14 protein-coding genes are annotated in these 19,681 nt (G+C 29.1%); 11 read left to right on the top strand and 3 right to left on the bottom strand.

From position 1 onward, the window contains the following. Positions 1-193: 193 nt before the first annotated feature. The 3 genes from RTP99_RS07820 (at position 194) to RTP99_RS07810 (ending at position 1,046) form a co-directional block, all read left to right on the top strand. Positions 194-382: a hypothetical protein gene (locus RTP99_RS07820; RefSeq protein ID WP_000943186.1), complete on the top strand. Its 189-nt coding sequence runs from the start codon at positions 194-196 to the stop codon at positions 380-382. A gap of 216 nt (positions 383-598) precedes the next feature. Continuing rightward, a complete protein-coding gene (locus tag RTP99_RS07815) occupies positions 599-811 on the top strand; it encodes a hypothetical protein (protein ID WP_232514374.1) in 213 nt (70 codons plus the stop codon). Then, on the top strand, positions 795-1,046 hold the full coding sequence (locus RTP99_RS07810) for a hypothetical protein (RefSeq protein WP_232514375.1): 252 nt from the start codon (positions 795-797) through the stop codon (positions 1,044-1,046). The genes RTP99_RS07815 and RTP99_RS07810 overlap by 17 nt, the downstream gene beginning before the upstream one ends. Before the next feature lie 363 nt (positions 1,047-1,409). Here RTP99_RS07810 and RTP99_RS07805 read toward each other — a convergent pair whose 3' ends face one another. Then, positions 1,410-1,940: a cysteine hydrolase family protein gene (locus tag RTP99_RS07805; RefSeq protein ID WP_312365131.1), complete on the bottom strand. Its 531-nt coding sequence runs from the start codon at positions 1,938-1,940 to the stop codon at positions 1,410-1,412. 1,261 nt (positions 1,941-3,201) lie between these two features. Between RTP99_RS07805 and RTP99_RS07800 the strand changes: the two genes are divergently transcribed. Then, a complete protein-coding gene (locus RTP99_RS07800; RefSeq protein ID WP_095842694.1) occupies positions 3,202-3,708 on the top strand; it encodes a hypothetical protein in 507 nt (168 codons plus the stop codon). A gap of 54 nt (positions 3,709-3,762) precedes the next feature. Then, complete coding sequence (locus tag RTP99_RS07795; RefSeq protein WP_095842695.1) at positions 3,763-5,667, top strand: TnsD family Tn7-like transposition protein; 1,905 nt, start codon at positions 3,763-3,765, stop codon at positions 5,665-5,667. Positions 5,668-5,716: 49 nt separating this feature from the next. Here RTP99_RS07795 and RTP99_RS07790 read toward each other — a convergent pair whose 3' ends face one another. Further along, on the bottom strand, positions 5,717-5,950 hold the full coding sequence (locus RTP99_RS07790; protein WP_001217314.1) for a helix-turn-helix domain-containing protein: 234 nt from the start codon (positions 5,948-5,950) through the stop codon (positions 5,717-5,719). Between the two features lie 175 nt (positions 5,951-6,125). Then, a complete protein-coding gene (locus RTP99_RS07785; RefSeq protein WP_095842696.1) occupies positions 6,126-6,599 on the bottom strand; it encodes a hypothetical protein in 474 nt (157 codons plus the stop codon). A gap of 277 nt (positions 6,600-6,876) precedes the next feature. Between RTP99_RS07785 and RTP99_RS07780 the strand changes: the two genes are divergently transcribed. From RTP99_RS07780 to RTP99_RS07755, 6 genes are all read left to right on the top strand, one after another. Then, a complete protein-coding gene (locus RTP99_RS07780) occupies positions 6,877-7,704 on the top strand; it encodes a TnsA endonuclease N-terminal domain-containing protein (RefSeq protein ID WP_095842697.1) in 828 nt (275 codons plus the stop codon). Then, the gene (locus RTP99_RS07775) at positions 7,701-9,881 is read left to right on the top strand and encodes an integrase catalytic domain-containing protein (protein ID WP_232514376.1); all 2,181 of its coding nucleotides are present in this window, start codon (positions 7,701-7,703) and stop codon (positions 9,879-9,881) included. The genes RTP99_RS07780 and RTP99_RS07775 overlap by 4 nt, the downstream gene beginning before the upstream one ends. Then, a complete protein-coding gene (locus RTP99_RS07770; protein ID WP_232514377.1) occupies positions 9,868-11,622 on the top strand; it encodes an ATP-binding protein in 1,755 nt (584 codons plus the stop codon). The genes RTP99_RS07775 and RTP99_RS07770 overlap by 14 nt, the downstream gene beginning before the upstream one ends. Positions 11,623-11,676: 54 nt before the next feature. After that, positions 11,677-13,512, top strand: a complete 1,836-nt coding sequence (locus RTP99_RS07765; protein ID WP_312365117.1) for a TnsD family Tn7-like transposition protein — start codon at positions 11,677-11,679, stop codon at positions 13,510-13,512. A 111-nt stretch (positions 13,513-13,623) separates the two neighbouring features. Further along, complete coding sequence (locus RTP99_RS07760; RefSeq protein ID WP_198320246.1) at positions 13,624-16,788, top strand: serine/threonine-protein kinase; 3,165 nt, start codon at positions 13,624-13,626, stop codon at positions 16,786-16,788. Next, entirely contained in the window at positions 16,789-18,546 is a 1,758-nt protein-coding gene (locus RTP99_RS07755; RefSeq protein ID WP_095842700.1) for a hypothetical protein, read from the top strand. It begins immediately after the preceding gene. Positions 18,547-19,681: the final 1,135 nt, after the last annotated feature.

Below are 19,681 nucleotides of genomic sequence, written 5' to 3'. Positions count from 1 at the left end.
AATAGGAACAAGGGCTCATTTTTTCGTTTTTGAGTGAAATTATTTTCTTAAGTTGATGGGCATGAGGGAGCACCAACATCTCATGAATTTTGTACACTAAGGCATAACATAGTCATTGATTGAAAATATTTCTTAAAATTTTATCAATGCAGAAATCCACGAGGAATATTCTTTAAAGGAGAGTGATTACTTTATGTTACGGGAATGGATAAATAAAGTAAAAGGACCTAAATGTATTCATAAATATAACTTTATTAAAACTCAAGATAGTGAAAATTTTAAAACAGGACGGATCGGTACAGCTAGTTTTTGTAAGTGTGGAAAAGAAAAGATTGAATATAAATATAACAGTGATATAAATAGTGACTATTGGAATATATAAAGTAAATTGTTTAATGAAACGGAGATTTACTAATATTAAAAATTAGTTAACTATGACGAATTTTACGTCAACTAATATTTTTTACGTTTGACTAGTTATTTTTTACAGTAGTAAAGATGACATTTTACTTTTAGAAACCATCTTAGCATATAAAATCCGCGTTTTGCCGCCAGGTCTCTAAGTAGTTGAACAATCATTTTTTAGAGGTGTTGTATTATGATTTTTAACTGGAAACCAAATTGGTACGAATTAGATCAAACTATAGTTGTAGGCAGCACTGATTATTTTTATCTTGTTAAAGATAAAAAATCATTTGCAAATAATTTAATTAACAGGGAGGACATTGAAGTGCGTGGAGAGGTATTAAAGATAACGCATTCTGAATTAGGAGAATTGTTAGGGATATATACAATTGGGGTTAAGCTATAAGCTCTTTTTAAAAGATGGTAAATATATAGCAGTAGACGCAGAACAGGATATTGGTCAAATTGAGTATCCCATTGATTATAAAATAAATGATTGGAATTTTAATGTTGAAATAAATATTCTCGAAGTGACTAGTTTTTCATCACAACAGAGGCATGAGAGTTTATTAAAAAGCGAAAGATTAAGGATAGCAGAGGAAAGAATAGAAAGATATAAACGAGTATTAAATATTGAATAAGATGTCTTAAAGTCGGTTTCCCAATTTAGAAGTCAGTTTTTTAGAATTTTTTATAACAAACGGTGTCATAACTTAATGTTACTAATATTTTGCTTAGTGTGGTTTATTTAGGAAATGCTGGAGATTAACCCTACCCATCAACTTAAGAATTTAGAATTACCCCAAAATGAAAAAAAAAATTTTTAAGTTGCTTGATAGCGGTTTGTCTGTAACCCTAAAAGGGGCATTTAATTCTTAGAATATAATTATTATATTATCTCATAAGGTAAAACATATGTTTAATAATGATGAACAGGATTAATACCTTAGCTAAATTTAAATGATTCGTACTATATCTATCAAGAAAAACCTATTCAAGATTAATTAAAATTCAATTATCTGAGCTTTTTTCAAATCAGCAAACCATTCACCTATTATATCGTTATGATGCTTAATAATTTGGGATGCCGATAATAATGTAGTGTCATATGTACTATGCCCATCTTCAACAAGAGTAACATCATACCCTAAGCTATATGCACGTCGACACGTCGCATCTATACATATTTCAGACTGAACGCCTGTAATCACAATGTGTTCGATGTCCCTTTTATTCAATTCTTGTTGAAGACTTGTTTCATGAAATGAATCAGGGTGGTTTTTTTCAAGAACGATATCTTCAGATAGTGGAGCTACAGATTCATGAATTGCCCATTCCGGATTTCCATGCTCTAATAAAGATCCTGTTTTCCCATTAAACTTCATGTAAAAAATAGGCGCTTGGACAGTACGAGCTTTATGGATTAACAATTGAATGTTTTTTAATAATTCTATTCCTTTATATAGTATTCTTTTTTCTTTAAATGAACCCAATTGCACATCTATAATAAGCAATGCTGTATAGCCTTTTATCATAAACGATCTCCTCACATTTTGATTAAAATCATAAAAGTAAAATATGTATAAAATAAGCATCCATTTCTAAAGTATCCAAAATGGATAGAGAATATAAATATGTGTAATCATGAATTTTTTAATCTTCAAGCTAAAAGTGAATACATTAATAATAATATTTGTATCACTTAATGTAACCTTGAGATATTTGAATGTAGTGAAATTCGCACGTATAGTGTTAAGTGGGGCAAAAACTTCAAAATCTTACCTATCGCAATGATGGGGATGAAGAATGACGATAAATAGAACCTATTGTTTATAACAGGTTCTAATCAGGGCTATATGCTCAATTACAGGAACTACAGATCTACTGGGGGTAGTGTAATTCCTGGTTAATATTAAGATATGTTAAAAATTTTTAAATATGATTAATCAAATGATAACTAAACAAAATCGTTGTTTTAGAGTAAATCAAAAAAGAGCACACATATAAATGTGCCCTTAGAGAGGTAGGTTAAGTATTCTATTGGCCATTGTTCAAAGTTAATATATGTACGTTTAACTAAAAAGTGAAAAATAACAAAAGAACAGTTAGAAAAAAGCTAACTGTTTCATCGCAACTTGTAAAAAAAGAATGTGGGGGTTTCAAAAAGAAACTATATGTAATTATACAAGTAAAACAGAATTATACAGCATGAAAAGGAGCACTACATAAGTGAGTGCTCATCGATAAGGAGGTAATTTTTTAGATAAAACACCCTTCGGTAAAAAATGTATGCTGAAGGAATGGGAAATAAAACTGGAAATTTATTGAAGTGAAAATAAGTAAAAAGAGCATGAAATAATAATGATTAAATATGTTATGAATAAAAATCTAGAGAAATTTTATTTAATATGGAGTTATTTTTGTTTGGCTTCATTTTTTTGTAGATGAAATAATGATGGATATTTATCGATTATTAAGGGGGATTTTTAAGCTGCAAATTTTGAAAACACTACAGGAACGTTCTTTAACAACACAATTTTTGGTGCGAATTTGTCATTTAAGCGAGGGGCGGTTTCTAGACACCTTCAGGTACTAAAAAAGGCAAAGTTAGTTATGGAAGTCACAGTACCTTAATTTAACACAATTATTCTTGTGAAATTATTAAAAAATAAAGATTTGTGCTTAATTATTAATCGTAAGTACAACGTCCTTAAGGAATTTCGTTAGCAGTAAAATTTTCTCTTTTGACAGTAATATTAATAATATAAAATAACTAATAAGAAAGGAGATTTATTTATGTATCAAATACATTATAGACGTTGGGATAATCGGATTGAGTTAATTAATGATGAGGGAGAGAGGAAATTTTTGACTCATAGTATATCTTCAAGACCATTAATTTCACCAAATAAGTGCCAGGCTCTATATTTATCTCCATGTGAATGGGAAACATATCCAAATTTATATTTAATAAATTTAAGTACAGGAGAGAATATCGGTTTAATAACTTCTAAAGATAAACAAAGTATACCTAAGGATACAGTTTGGATTACCGATACATGCATCGCTATAATAATTGGACCCATGTTTAATCAGATGAATGATGGTGGAAATGTATTTATTCTAGATTTGATAACTAGAAATTTAAAGCAAATAACGGAATGGGATTACCAAATACAAGCAATAAAGTTGAAGTATTATCAAGGCAACTTAGAATTAGATTGTTATGAATATGTAAGCGGTTTAAAGAATAAATGTGTAGAGTTTAAAAAGAAAATAGCTATAAATTTGTATATTAATTAAAATATAAAAGTTTACAAGGAGTATGTTGAAAGATATGGAAGGAGAATCAAAATAATGATTTGTTATTTTCCTACACCTTATCAAGATGAATTGTTATATAGTATTGTTAGTAGGTATCAAAGTCACGTAGTAAGTGCAGGGAATGGTGCTACAATGAAGGAACTTTTTAATAAACAAGCTTCGAATTTGGGAATTGAGTCCCTTAGTAATTTAGCCCGGTTAGTAGATAATTTAAAGCCTTTAAATGAGAAAATAACGATAGAATATTTCCTTATGTATCATACAATAATACCTTTTATAATACCTTTTCAAGAAGAGAATTGGTTAAAAAAAATTATTGTAAGATCCTCAAAGCAAAGATATAATGCTCCATTCGGAAAATTAGGACATTTTTTGGGGAAGGGGAATTTTATAAAGGAACATTTATATTATTGTAAGGAATGCTTAAGAGAACAATTTGATGGGCTGGGAGAGGGGTATTGGAATCGGATATTTCAATGTCCAGGAGTTTTAGTATGTATAAAACATCAAAAAGCTTTAACGCGATATCCTGTAAACATAATAAAGGAAAGTAATCAACCATTTTTACTATTAGAAAAGCAAGACATCTATAATGAACAATTGGTTTTTAAAGAGGGCATTTTTCCGTTTCTTCTAAATTTAGCTGAAGATATTCAGTATTTATTTGATTCTAAATTTGAGTCGCTCTCTTCAAAACAACTATTTAATAAATATGAAACGCTCATGGCAAAAAAAAATATTGGTTTTCCGAAAGCTGAGAGACAAAAAAAATTAGGAAAGTTAATGTTAGATTATTACCCAAAAGAATTTTTAAAACTATTAAATTCAGACTTTGAAATTGAAGACACAAGTAATTGGTTAAAATATTTTCTTGGAGAAAAATCTATGTATCATTCGTATCCAATTCGCCATCTATTAGTAATACGGTGTTTATGTGGCTCACCAAAGAGATTTTTCGAAGAAAATTTTATTTTTGAACCATTTGGTGAAGGACCCTGGATTTGTATGAACACATTGGCGGATCACTATCTTAAAAGGTGTATTGAGGATGTTGAGATTACTCTTCATGGATTAAATAGACGACTTCAAGGTGACTTTAAATGTAGTTGTGGATTTATTTATCGCTTACGAGAATGGGAGCAGAATCCTTTAAGCGTCACATATTTTAGTAATAGAATTATAGAAAGAGGGGAGGTATGGGAGGAAAAGTTTGAAAGCTTAATGCGAGATGGTGCAACTGTAAAAGAATTATGTACATATACTGGATTTTCAAAGCCAACAATTCAAAAAATAAAAAGGGAGAAAAGGAAGAGACAAAAAAATTATAGTGAAGATAAAAATTTAATAGAGGAGCAGCAAAAGGAAAAAACTGAAGAATATAAAATTAAGTGGAAGGTATTAAGAGAATCATTTCCAGATTATAATCGTAGAGAATTAAATAATATGAATAGAGCTATATATGCCTGGTTAAGGAAATATGATCCTAAGTGGATAGAAGACAATTCCCCTCCTTCAAAAAGAGGTCAAAAATTAAAAATAAAAGAAGTAGATGCGTATCACAGAAGGGATCAGCAATTATTAGTGGAGGCAAAAAAAATTGTAGAAGATTGGGAAGAATATGAAAAAAGTAAAGGGAAGTTAATAAGAAAATCATTAGGGAAACTTGATAAAATATTGGCGCCAATGAATAAAATTCAAAATAAAGAGAAATATCCGCTTACTGAAAAATATATATCAGAAATAGTGGAAACTATTGAAGACTTTCAGAAGCGAAGAATAAGACATATATTGCAAACGTCTTTTCAAAATCAAAAAGTTACAAGTGCAAAGATGAGAAAATTAGCTTCCATACACAAGAAGGGTAAAGCCAATTTTCTTGAAGTTAATGAATATTTAGAAGAGGTAGTTAAGGCACACAATCAAAATGTAATACTATGAATATAATTGAAAGTAGGCAAACGTTATAACTTTTGCCTACTTTAGATAACTAATTTGAATTTAAGATTAATTCCTCGACTTCTTGAATTAATACGGTAGGTCTAATATTGAGAGTACTAGATAATGAAAATATGGTATTTATTGTAGGTTTTCTTTTCCCTCTTTCAAGTAAGCTGATATATGTTCTGTCTAATCCTGAATTAAGTGCTAATTTTTCTTGACTTATGTTAGATGAGGTTCTATGTTTTTGTAATATAATTCCAAAGGCTTCTTCAATTCTCAAGAGACCACTCTCCTTGTGTTTATAAAACAATTTTGGAAGAGTAATCATCATTGTTCTACAGACTATAGTCTGCAAAATAGACTGAAGAGTGAGAGTTAACATTGTGTTTACTAACGTAATAAAAAATAGCTATAGATTAGTTATAACTAATCTATAGCTATTTTTTATTGTTAGGCTATGCTTTTATAGTTTTAAAAATGTTAATAAAATTTTGAAAATCTTTATCGTTAAAATAATAAAACAAATCCTCGATAATATAGTATCCATCATGGGAATCTTTAATAATTAAATCTTTTTGAAGTAATAAATTTATGGAACTTCTCACGATGGTTTTTTTAAAGAGTGTTTCTTGTGAAATAGTACTAATATTTACCTTAACTTTTCCGGTGTTAGTTAGATATGCATCTCTACATAGATGAGCGTATATAATTAAGTCAATTGCTTTTATTGTACCAAATTTCTCCTCTGTAAAGGCTGGACAAGGAATATAAAAAGTTTTTTCGGGTGTTAAATCTGTAAACCCCTCTTTATATATAGTTTCATCTGTACAATTTATTGTTTTATTAAAATGAAATTGGAGAATAGAATAGATAGTTTCTGGTTTTTTTTGTGAATTAAATAGACTTATAGGGACTTTGCAAAAGTACATAAAAAATTCCTTTCTCGTTTAGTGTGACTATAGTCTACAAAATTATAACATGATACACTATTTTTGTAGACTATAAAATAAACTTCTTGATGAAATCTCGTTTTAAATATTCATATTTATCAGATAAATGTTATGATAAATGAAAATACACTAAATTAATATTAAAAATTCCACAAATATCCTCAATGAATTACAGATAAATAATTTGAATATTAAAAATATACTTCGCGAATAAATTTCTAATAAGAATTAATTTAAACTGAATAGGAGATGTTATATGTTGGTGAGTTATAAAACATGGACATATAAAAAATTTGAGAAGATGATTAAGGAAGGACGAGGTACTGGTGAATTAGAAAACTATATACCATGGGTACAAGTATACGATCTTTCTTCCAAAGGGTATAGTGTACGTATTCCTGGTGTAAAAGCAAATAGGATTCATCATTTTCTATCTAATCTTGAATATCATTATTTTTTAGCATTAAGTTATTCAAAGAAAGTTATTGATATAAGAGAGCAATTTCCTTTATTGAATTATGCTAAAACGATGGGAATTGCGAAAGAAAGAGGGATAAGATATCCAGTTGATTCAAAAACAAAGGTTCCACATATTTTAACTACAGACTTTATGATAACAATTAAAGACAATGATAGGATGAAGATGATAGCACGAACAATAAAACCTTCAAGTGCATTAAATAAAAAAAGGACTTTAGAAAAGTTAGAGATAGAGCGAGTATATTGGAGTGAATATAATATTGATTGGGCCATTGTGACTGAAAAAGAGTTGGGAAGTCAAAGAATTATTAACTTAAAATTACTATACCATGCGAACTTAGTTGTTTCCCAAACATTCACTTATATAATTCTAAAGAAATTGGCGTTAGCTATGTGTTATAAACTTTCAAATTCTAATAATTTTCTTAATGTTGAACTAAAGCAATTTGAAAAAGAATTTTCTTTGGAATGCGGTGGAGGTCTTTCAATATTCTATTATTTAATATTTAATCATGTAATAGAATTCGATATTAATCAAAAAATAGATATTCAATCTATTAACTGTCAAGTACTTCAATTTGAAAATAATGGGTGCTTTTTATGAGTTTATTTATAAATATGATATTGAAATCAGCTAACGGGGATAGTGATATAGAATATTATCGTATTCTTTGGATTGATAGCAATTATGTGAATTTAGTATGGATATATTTAAATGATGAAAAAGCAATGCCGCAATATGAAAAAGTTGAAGCTATTTTGGAGCAAATAAAGAGCGGTATATTATTTGTTTCTAAAATAGATCCTTATATGAATTTTTATTTAGAAAAAGAACTGACAGAAAAACAAAAAGAAGAATTAGATAAAAGATGGAAGATAGTTAATTTGTTAATAGCAGAGCATAATGTTCCACGTGTTTTTAATCCAGCAGAAAGAAGTAAAATGATTAAAGAGTTGGTTGAAAATAACTATATAAGGACAAAGCAAACTATTTATAATTGGTTGAAACAATATTGGCGATATGGTCAGCAGAAGATTGCTCTATTACCGAATTATGACAATAGAGGAGGGCGAGGGACAAGTAAGAAAGCAGGAGAAAAGAAAAGAGGAACACCCAAAAAAGCGAAAGAACTATTTGGTGAGGGGAAAAATATTGTACCAGAAATGCAACAGAAAATTAAAATAGGATATGTGAAACATTATGTTAAGAGCCAAAAGAAGACACAAAAGCAAGCCTATTATGATTTTTTATATGAAAACTTTTCTAGAGTACAAAATATTAATGGAATGGATCATGTTGTTCTTAATCAACATGAGTTTTTTCCTAGCTTTGATCAATTTGTATATTGGGGAAAAAAACTGACAAACAGTAATTATGTTAAAAGAAAACGTATGGGTGAGCATAAATATACTTTAACCCAAAGAGAAATTTTAAAAAAATCTAATGATTATGTATTTGGTCCTGGAAGTGTATTTCAAATTGATTCAACGCCAGCAGATATTTATTTAGTATCTTCACTGAATCCGAATATTATCATACGTCGACCGCATTTGTATTTTGTAGTAGATGTATTTAGTAGATTGATAGTAGGGTTTCATGTGGATACACGACCAGCTTCCCTTGCTGCTGCTAAATTAGCACTATATTGCACAGGGATTAATAAAGTGGATTATTGCAGGCAATTAGATGTTAGAATTGCACAAGAAGAATGGCCTAGTGAACATATGCCGTTTTCGCTAGTCGCAGATAGAGGAGAGTTAAGAAGTAAGGCTGTGGAACTTTTAGAAGGTTTTTTGAATATTAATGTGGCCAACACCCCGGCATATCGACCTGAATTAAAGGGAATTGTTGAAAGGGCTTTAGGCATGGTTCAACAAAAAGCAAAATCCTTTATTCCAGGCTATGTAGAGAAGGATTTTGGCCAAAGAGGTAGCAAAGATTATCGTTTGGAAGCAGTATTAAATATAGAGGATTTTAGAAAATATATTATAGAATTTATTCGGAAACATAATCAAAGTACACTTCGAACTTATGAGCTTTCAAAAGAAATGGTTAGAGATGAGGTTTTACCAATCCCAATCAAGTTATGGGAGTGGGGGATAGAAAATCAATCAGGCCTTTTAAATAAGGTGCATGTAAATCAATTAAAATATAGTTGTATGAGTATAGACAAAGCTAAAATTACTGGAAAGGGCGTTATTTTTAAAGGAATGCGATACTTTTCTAAAGATTTTCAGGAGAAAGGATGGTTTGCTTTTTCTAGAGGGCAAACTAAAACAATAGATATTGTGTACGATGCAAGAGACATGACATATATTTACTATCGGGAAATTGAAAATAAAGAGATTGTGGCTTTGAAAATGGACGAGTCTTCTAAGTATTTTGGTAAAACTCTAATGGAAATTGAAGCAATTCAAGAATATGAGTACTCTTTAAAAAAGAAGGAGGCTCAGTCTGATATAGAAAAAGAGTTAACTTTTACGCATCGTGTAAAAAATATTACCAAAGAAGCAGAAAAGCGTAAAAAACAAGTTATCGATTTAAATCCAGAAAGCAATAACAAAAAAGTGAAAAATATCAATCGTAACAATAAGGAAGAAAATTATTCGAGGCTTCCTACAGAAGCTATATATTTTGAAGATGTATTAGAAAAAGAAGATTTAATTACTGAAATTAACTATGATATTTCGTCTGAGGAAGAGGATATTGAAGAATATGATACTCAGCAATTCAATATTCTATATAAAAACTTGGAGGAAAAAAAGCATGGGAAAAGATAATCAAACTGATTCAATACTTAATACTTACCCTGTAGATATAGAATGGTATGATGCAGTGTATCTTAATCAAAAAATAGAAGATTATCAAGGTAATCCATTTTTAGAGGCGCTTCCACCAATTTTAGATCAGGAAGCTATTATTAGTGGTTTTTCATTTTATCCTTCTTATAAAAACGAAGAAAGAAATGATTTTATAGAGTATAGATGTCATTATTTGAGAAGATTAAATAAATTTTTTCAGCCGTTCGGAATACATTTGAAGCTCTATGAAATGTTTGATTGTGCACTGAGACAGGGATATCTTTCTAGAAATCCTATTGATAAACAAGAAAAAATTCATTTGAATGAAATATACAAAAATATGAAAAAAGGAAATTTCCTATTTAATCTAGAAGATGATGTCGCTGGAGAGGGTTTTTTAATTATAGGCGTATCAGGGGGCGGTAAATCAAGGAGCCTTTCACGCTTATTAGCTATGTACCCACAGGTAATAAAACATAGTGAGTATAATAATCAACTGTTTTTGCGAACACAAGTTGTTTATTTAAAAATAGATTGTCCACATGATGGAACTTTAAAGGGGTTAGCAGGAGTTTTTTTTAAGGAAATTGATAAAGTTATAGGTTCAAACTATGCACAAAAATATGAGCATCGAAAGTATTCGGTCTCACAGCTTATGTTAGCAATGGAAAATTTAATTGTTTTATATGGAATAGGTGTACTTATTGTTGATGAGATTCAGCATCTTAGTGTTGCTAAAAGTCAAGGCGAAGAAATGATGTTAAACTTTTTTGTTACATTATCAAATTGCTGTCAAATCCCTATTATTTTTGTAGGTACACCTAAAACTGAAAAATTATTTAGTTCGGCCCTTCGACAAACAAGAAGGATGTGCGGACAAGGCGACTTAACATGGGGACGCTTTGAAAAAGACAGTAAAGAATGGGAACTCTTTGTAAATAGTATTTGGGGGTATCAATGGACAAAAAAAGAAACAATATTAACAGCTGAATTAAAAGATGTATTTTATGAAGGGTGTCAAGGGATTATTGCTATTGCAATTAAGTTATTTATATTAACGCAAATTGAGACCATGAAAAAGAGGAATGAAGTTATTACACCAGCAATGTTTAATAAAGCAGCAAAAAATCATTTAGGTGCCTTAAAACCAATAATTTCTGCTTTAAAGTCAGGGGTAGAAAGTCAAATAAGAAATTATGATGATATATTAATGGAATTTAATCGAAATGACTCCAATACCGCAATAGATCAAGCAATAAATCAAATAAATCTCGATCTATTGGAGAAACAGCGAAAAGAAATGAAGAAACGACAAGGTAATTCTGATGAGATTCAATTAATTCTTTTAAGTAAATTAAAAGAATTAAAGATTGACTACAGTATAGCAAGGAAAGCAATTTCTCAAGTGTTAAAAGAACATCCAGAACAAAAAAGTAATATTAATTTTTTAATGCAAGAGACTTTACTAATAGCGCTGACCTTAAATAAAGTTGATCAAATAAAAAAAACAAGTAATAGTGAAACAGTAGAGAAAGAAGTAGTTGGGTTACTTGCTTCACATGAAGAAAAGCAAAGAATTCTTCCAAGTACAGATACTGCAAGTGTTAAAACTATAGATAATAAGTCGGATTTAAGAGATACAAAAATAAAGACATCCAATGCATATGATAACTTACGAGAGAAAAATCATATAAAAGACATTCAAGGAGATATCTTCTAATGATTCTCCTTGTTTATATAGAAAGGAAAAATCATTAGAAATGGAGAGATAAAAGTGTATTTCCCAAGTCCCTATATAAATGAATCTTTCTACAGTATTGTTTGTAGGTACCATGTTCATTCTAATAACATAATGATTAGTCAGACATTAAGCGAATTGTTTGAGAATCCGGGGAAAGTATTACATATTGAATTTGCTACGGAAGTTGAAAAGGTCTTAAAAAAAGCAGGGGTTATAAACTATCTTTCTGTTGATGAAGTTATTAATAATCATACAAATTTCTATTACTATAAAAAGTTTTTGTCAGAAAAAGAATCAATTGCTTTTTTTCAAAGTATAAGAAGTGGTACAGGGCTAGATCAGATAACACAACTAGGTTTAATAAGTGGAAATATTAAACTGAAATCTGAGTTGTTTTATTGTCCGCTATGTGCTAAAGAGCAAATTGAAACAGTAGGAGAAGCATGGTGGAATAGATTACATCAACTTCAAGGAGTAAATATATGTTCTACACATTATGTTTGTTTACACAAAGTGGTATTGACCGGAAGGAAAAAGTTGCTTCCATTATCGGTTCATATAAATAAAAAAGAAATAGATGAAATAAAGTATGTTTCAAAAGATTCTATGCATGTGAAAATAGCTAAAGAGATTGAATGGTTAGTATTAAATCATGGAAAGACTTCTTACTTTTCTTTGCACCAACAATACAAAGAGAGGTTGAAAGCAAAGGGATTATTTAGCTATGAAGGAGAGGTGTTTCGTACAAGAAAAATATCCAAATTATTTGTTGATTTCTATAGTAATGATTTTTTAGAAATGTTTAACTCAGTGGTTAAAACAGAGAATTCTAGAAATTGGATTGCTAATCTGATTAATAAGAAGAGAACACATCCTCTTCGCCATGTTTTATTTATCGTGTTTTTGACGGAATCCCTTGAGGAGTTTTTTCAAAGAGGTTTTATATATCTTCCCTTTGGTCAAGGACCTTGGAAATGCTTGAATCCTGTAGCAACCCATAAAGGTTCATTTTGTATCAATAATATTGAATTGGAACAAAATGCGGATACAAGAAAATTAATAGGTATCTTTAAATGTACTTGTGGTTTTCAATATGTACGTGATGAGCCTAATTCAATAGATAAATTAAATAATAATAGCTTTAGGGTGAAATATATTAAACAATTTGGAAAGGTGTGGGATGAAAAATTAATAGAAATGGTGAAACAAAAACAATCTTTAAAATATATTTCAAACTTTTTAGGGGTATCTCCCAAAAAAATTAAAAGAGAAGCGATTAGATTAGGTCTTACGGTCAATTGGTCTGATAGTAATCTTTATGTGAAACAAGGGCGTAAACATAATAAACGAGATTATTATGAAGAGTTTTTAAACTTTTATAAATCAAATCCAAAAACTACAAGAAAGGAAATTTCAGAAAAAATTCCAGCAGTTTATAGATGGTTGTTAAAGAATGATCGGGAATGGTTTGAAAAACATATGCCTAAGGTTAAATCAGCAGGGTATAGGAATCGAGTTGATTGGAAAAAAAGAGATGAATTACTTTTAGAAAAGGTAATTCAAGTGTTAAAGAATTGGGATAATGATAAAAAACGCCCCGTTAGGATAACGGAGGCTGCAATAGCAAGAGAGGTATTAAATAGAAATTATTTATTCGGAAGTTATCGGATGAATTATCCTAAAACAAGTGCTTTTGTTGAATTCGTAGTAGAAGATACTGAAACGTATTATAAGAGGTGTATTGATAGAATAGCGAACTGCAAAGAGGTCAAATATACAAGTTTGAATCAAATAGTTGAAGCTACAGGAATAAATTTTAGTAGTATTTATTTAATAAGGGAATACGTATATGGTATGTGTGGGATATGAAATATGAGTAATAGATTATTCGTGTTATAATGGACCAATTAGATGTGTTTTTTGTTTGAATATAATATGTTTCGAGAAAATTTTGATACTAAGAATATAGGAGAGACTTTTATGATAGGTAGTATTATTTCCAATAAGTATTATTTGATTGATGAAATTAGCAATGGCCAGATGAGTTGTGTGTATATGGCTAATAGAATCAAAACAAAAGAAGCGGTTGCAGTAAAATTATTAGATTTAAAGGTAGGAGCAAATGAGGCGGAAGAGATTAAAGAATTATTTAAAAGGGAATCACTTGCGCTTTCGCAGTTAAATCATGAAAATATTATAGAATATCTGGATTCAGGGATTGAAGACAATCAATTTTATATAGTGACCAATTATTTTCAAAGTGATAATTTAGAAGATTATGTTGTACAAAGGGAATTGGGAATTGAGGAAAAACTGCAAATCCTTATAAAAATTTTAGAAGGGATTGCAGAGGCACATAATAAAAATATTATACATAGGGATTTAAAGCCTCGGAATATACTGGTTTCCAACTCGGATAATGTGAAAATAATCGATTTTGGAATTAGTAAGATCTTAGGGATAAATAATAGAGGAAATCAAACTTTAAAAGATTTTATGACGGTGTCCTACTCTTCACCGGAACAACTTGCTAGAGAAAATGTAGATGTTAGAAGCGATATATATTCTATAGGAGGGATTTTATATTTTCTTTTAACTCAACAAGATCCACCAGAAAATAAAAATGAAATTTGTGACAGTATTAAAAATATAGTTTGCTCAGATGGGTTAAAGCAAATATTATTTAGGGCTTTAAATAATGATAAAAAAGAAAGATATACATCCGCATATCAATTTATGAGAGATATAAAGAAAGAATATCTTATCCATTACTCAAAATCAAAAACTTTATATTTAAAGTTTCCTGGGTGGATTGGACAGCATTTATATGAATTAGGTAAATTGAATTATAGGAATAGAATAAATGTTCAAAATTTCATTTCGTCGAACTTAAACACTAGTAGTATATATAAGGGAAATAGATATTATTATTTAATTGGGGAATATCTTAAATATAAATGTAGATTATCACCTGATTTTAGTCATTTGATTATTGAACAAGTTTTCATATTAGAAGATTATATGGAGCAGGAAAAGGAATTTAATAAAGGAATTAATTTAAATATTGAATGGACGGTAATTGATTCTAACCAAAAACCACCTAAAACGGATCATTTAAAGAAAATACTGCAGCAAGTTATAGTAGCTAAAGAGAAGCGTGATGCTCAGATTAGCAGAGAAAAACAAAGTAATGAATTGATTAAAAAATGGGATAAATACCTTAGTGAGGAGGACCAACAGAATTACAAAAAGAGAAACTTGGGTTATTACTCTAGTGTTGAACACAATTGGGAAACTGGAAAGGTACTAATTGAAATAGATAAAATTGATTATCCTCTGGTCAATGGAGATTTAATTCAGCTAACAACATATAACGGAAAACAAGTTACAGTTGGGGAATACAGTGGAATTGAAAATGATCGATTAAGCATTGTGTTAAATGGGGATATAGATGTTAATCTAATAAGTCAAAGAGGGAAATTAGGATTAGATATTTTTCAATCGGAAGCTATAATTAAAAGATTAAGAAAGGCAATGAGGACCCTCAAATATAAGGAATCAGTTAATAAAAATTTAATTGAAATTTTAGCAAATCCCCAACATGTAACAATGAAAAAGCAAAAAGTAATAAGGAAATTTAGTAATAGTCATTTAGATGACTCTAATAAAGAAGCCGTTCAAAGGGCATTGGCTACAAACGATATATTTTTAATTCAAGGACCACCAGGTACTGGTAAAACTACAGTGATAACGGAAATTGTAAATAGGATTTTCGCGGAAGAACCTGAGTCTAAAATTTTATTAGCTTCTCAATCACATGTTGCTGTGGATCATGCTGTACAGGGGATAGTAAAATATTTGCCTGATAAAAAAATTATCCGTGTTGGTAGGAGTGAGAGGATTTCAGAGTATTCTAAGGAACTGCTGATTAACAATCAGTTGGAAAAATGGATCGACAGTGTTAAAGAATCCTCAAAAAAAGAATTTATTAAATATTTAAAGAAAGAACATGGATTAGTTACTAAAGAAGAAGAGGAAATATCAAATCGGCTTGATAATTTAGCAATAAATTATGAAGAACATAAAAAAGAAGAGAAGTTACTATTAGATTATAGGAATCATAAGATAAATGAAAAATTTAATATTATTAAAGAGTGGCATAGAAGACTAAGTGCTTTAGATGAATTTGATGAAATTTTTGCCCAAAAAGCCTCAGTAGTTGCTGCGACCTGCACAGGAATCGCTTCGAGGCATGTCTTAAATGATATGGTGTTTGATTGGGTAATTGTGGATGAGGCTGCAAGAGCGACTGCTCCAGAACTACTTGTACCAATTATTAGAGGAAAAAAAGTGATACTAGTTGGAGATCATCGGCAATTACCACCTATTGTTGGGAATGATGCAACCAAAATGAAGAGAATGGAAATAGGAATAAAAAATTCTGATTTGGAAAGAAGTTTATTTGAAGAGTTATTTGAAAAAGTTGCTCCAGAAGCAAAAATTACGCTGACCGCACAATTTAGAATGCATCCTACAATTGCTGAAATGATTAACAAAATATTTTATTCTACAACTAATATAGAAACAAAAAAAAGCGCTGAGGAAAGAGCACATTTACTTGAGTGGAAAGGAAAATCAATTATATGGCTTAACACAGAGGATTTAAGTAATAACTTAGAACAAGAAGTGTTAAATTCCTTCAGAAATAATGTGGAAGCACAGGTGATTTTAAAACAGCTTGAGATTATACAACAGAAATATCAAGAGGTTAATTCGATAATTAGAGTAGGTGTAATTTCTGGGTATGATGCTCAGAAACGTCTACTAAATAATTTAATTAAACCAAGTGACCCAAAGTGGAAAAATATCAAAATTTTTATAGATAATGTGGATGCTTTCCAAGGATCAGAAACAGATATTGCAATTTATAGTTTAGTTAGATCTAATTCTCGCAATAGAATTGGTTTCTTAAGTGATGAAAGAAGATTAAATGTAGCGTTATCTAGAGGGAAAACTTGTTTAATTATAGTAGGAAATGCAAGCTTTGCCCGAAAAGCAAACTCTTATAAAGGAAATCCATTTGCAGATATTCTTAGATTTATTGATAGGTATCCAGAAGGTTGCTTAATGGAGGATTTGAGATAAATGATGAATATACAATCAGTAATGGAAAAAGCGAAAAGTGAATTACCAGGTTACAAATTAATTGGATATTTTGAAAAGGGATTTCCACAATTCAAAAGGCGGCTTCTTTGTTTAATGTTAAAAGAGAAGAAACTGCCGGTTATAGATGAATTTGTATTAAGGTTGCATAAAGTAGATATAGACTTACTAGATATGTCTCTTATTTTAGGAATAGATTTAGAATTGATAAAAGATTCTTGGTATAATTTAATACATTTTGGTTTAATTCAAGAGGAAACAAAACAGGTTACAGAAGCAGGTCACCATTATTTAAGAGAAAATAAAATTGATGGTTATGAAAAGTTACATGTTGATATATATATTGATGGCCTTACTGGAAAAATAACTAAAAATCAGATGTATATGAATAATAAATCAGCTAAACAAATAAATTTAGATGTGCTATCTCCATTATATTCTCTTCCGGAAGTTGAGAGTATTGATAGGGCTCAAGTTAAAAAAGTAATTGAAAGTTATAGGATGAATGATCCAGAGAATTTCACTGGGAACTTAGTTGATGTACTAAAAATAGAAGGTAAAAGTACATTTTATAAAAGAATGTTTGTATTCATATGCCGTAATCATGAAGGGGATATTCAATTTTTAGTATACGATGGTATAAAAAGACGAGAAGAGTATGAAGATCCTTTAAAGGAACTAGAGGAAAATGGTTTTGCGGTTTCAAAAGAAAAAGTAGGGAAATATTTCGCTGATAGTAGCATTCAGTATATTAATAAATATCAAAATGAAAAACAGCTTTCTTCAGAAAATGTATTAAATGAATTTAATAGATATTTAGAAAATGTAAAAAAAGAAATATCTATATCTTTACCACTTATAAAAAAATGTACACCAAATGATTTTATTATAAGTAGAATTAAGCAAAAACTAAAGGATGGTATTAAAATAAATTTAGTTGCATCTGGAAAAGAATTTGTAGATAGTTATCAAAAAAATCAATACGAAAAAATTTTAAAATTAAGAGATACATATTCTAATTTTCGAGTATTTCATGTGTCAGAGTATCAAAACAAAATTTTATTAATGGATGGAAAAGAGGGTATCGTTTCTAGTTTTGTGCAAAGTGAATTAAACTTACCCACTAGCGAGTATAGTCTAGCTGAATATGGTTATCCCTTAAAGAAAGAACAGATAGTAAGTTGTATGCATGAAAAATTTGGATGCTGTACAGATCAAATAATAAAGCACACATCTTTGAATTCACAGCAGTTGAAACAGAAAATTAAATGCATTTCAGAATTAGTTAATGAATTTGATGAGCAACTTTTACAATTAAATGATATGGGATGGATAGGTGGTGAAGTTATACCTAATCTACAGCAATTTCTTGATGTTCCATTGTGTAAAACAGAAAATCAATTCAAGGTGTTTATTAGCTCACTTCATATTTCACTAATAGAGTCCTTTGATAGAACAGTCAGGGCGAATGGAAAGAAACAATATTTTTGGAATGAATTTAAGACTGAATTTCCGGAGCTTCAGAAAATACTTCATAAGATAAGGTTATACAGGCATTCTACAGAACATATTTCTTTAGAGGAAAAATATAAAGAAAAATATTTTCAGTTTATGGAGGAAGATTTAAATTGTTCTATACCATTATTGGTAGAAAAGGGATATTTGATCTTACAAGAAAAAATATTAAGTGATTTGGAAAGTGTTCTCAGGTTTTACTTGAAAAAAAAGATTGAAATATAATAAATGAAGAGTATTGTGTGCCGAAATATTTAATTTGTGGAGAGAATATCTTCTGGGTAAGAGCAATAAATGTGGTTTATATACATATCATATTTATTTTTTAGAAACAATTTTATCTGTGGATAAAGGACTATGTGTTGCTGGTAGTTTAAATATGTATTTATTAAGAGCCTGTTAAGATTATTTCCTTCAAAACAGGCTCTGCTATGTTTAAGATAGATTAACATTAATTGGTGTATCTTTGAACAAGTCTTTTTACAGTCTAATACATGTATCATCATTGTAATGGATATTAATTTATAAAGATATAAAGTGTCGTTTAAGAATAACAAAAAGTTTGGCGAATTAAATAAGTAAATATTAAAACAAATTTCTAGTTTTTAGGTTTGAAAAATAATTCATTAGAAGCATTTATATTGTTTATCGTGTTTTTCTATTGTTGCTTTGTTAATTTAAAGAATTCAAGGATATCTATAGTAAAGAAAGAGACACTAAAATAAATAGAAATCAAAGGGAAGCTACCTAATATAAAATTATCTATATGTTTACATAGAAGAAATAAAAATAGGTATTTTAGATTGTTTTTATACAGAAAATATGAAGGTAAACTTATGGTAATTTAAAAACAATGAATTTTTCATAAGGAATTTTAGAAAATAATTTCACATGAAAAAAGGTTTAGACTATGACTTGTTTATAGATTTTTAATTTTAAAAGTCTTTAGTATAATTTCTATCATGATTATAAATAATGTAATGTAGTATTTTAAATTAATAATATATATGAGGAATTGGAAAAAAGGTAAAAATTATCTAGACTATGCTAAAAAATAAATTAGAGTAACATATCTTATGTTTTATAAAAATTATGTAATAAATACATATTGTATAGTAAAAAGGGATTTATTTTGATTATATTCAAAATGAATCCTTCTCATTATAAAAAGCTCAATTTTAATTTGTTAGAAATATGGTTTTGTTTTATAGTAATACCAATTATCTGCTAATTTTTTGTTTATATATTAAATAATCTTGTTAATAGTTTGATCATATAGGACGGATAAATTCAGTTTTTAATAAAGCAATAAATAATACATATTTCTTGCTTTATTAAAAATGCAAATAAAGAGAGTGGT

The sequence above is a fragment of the Bacillus sp. (in: firmicutes) genome (genome assembly GCF_031983925.1).
GTDB classification, from domain to species: domain Bacteria; phylum Bacillota; class Bacilli; order Bacillales; family Bacillaceae_G; genus Bacillus_A; species Bacillus_A pacificus.
Note: the sequence above shows the minus strand (reverse complement) of the source record. Positions and strands in the feature narration are given on the sequence as shown.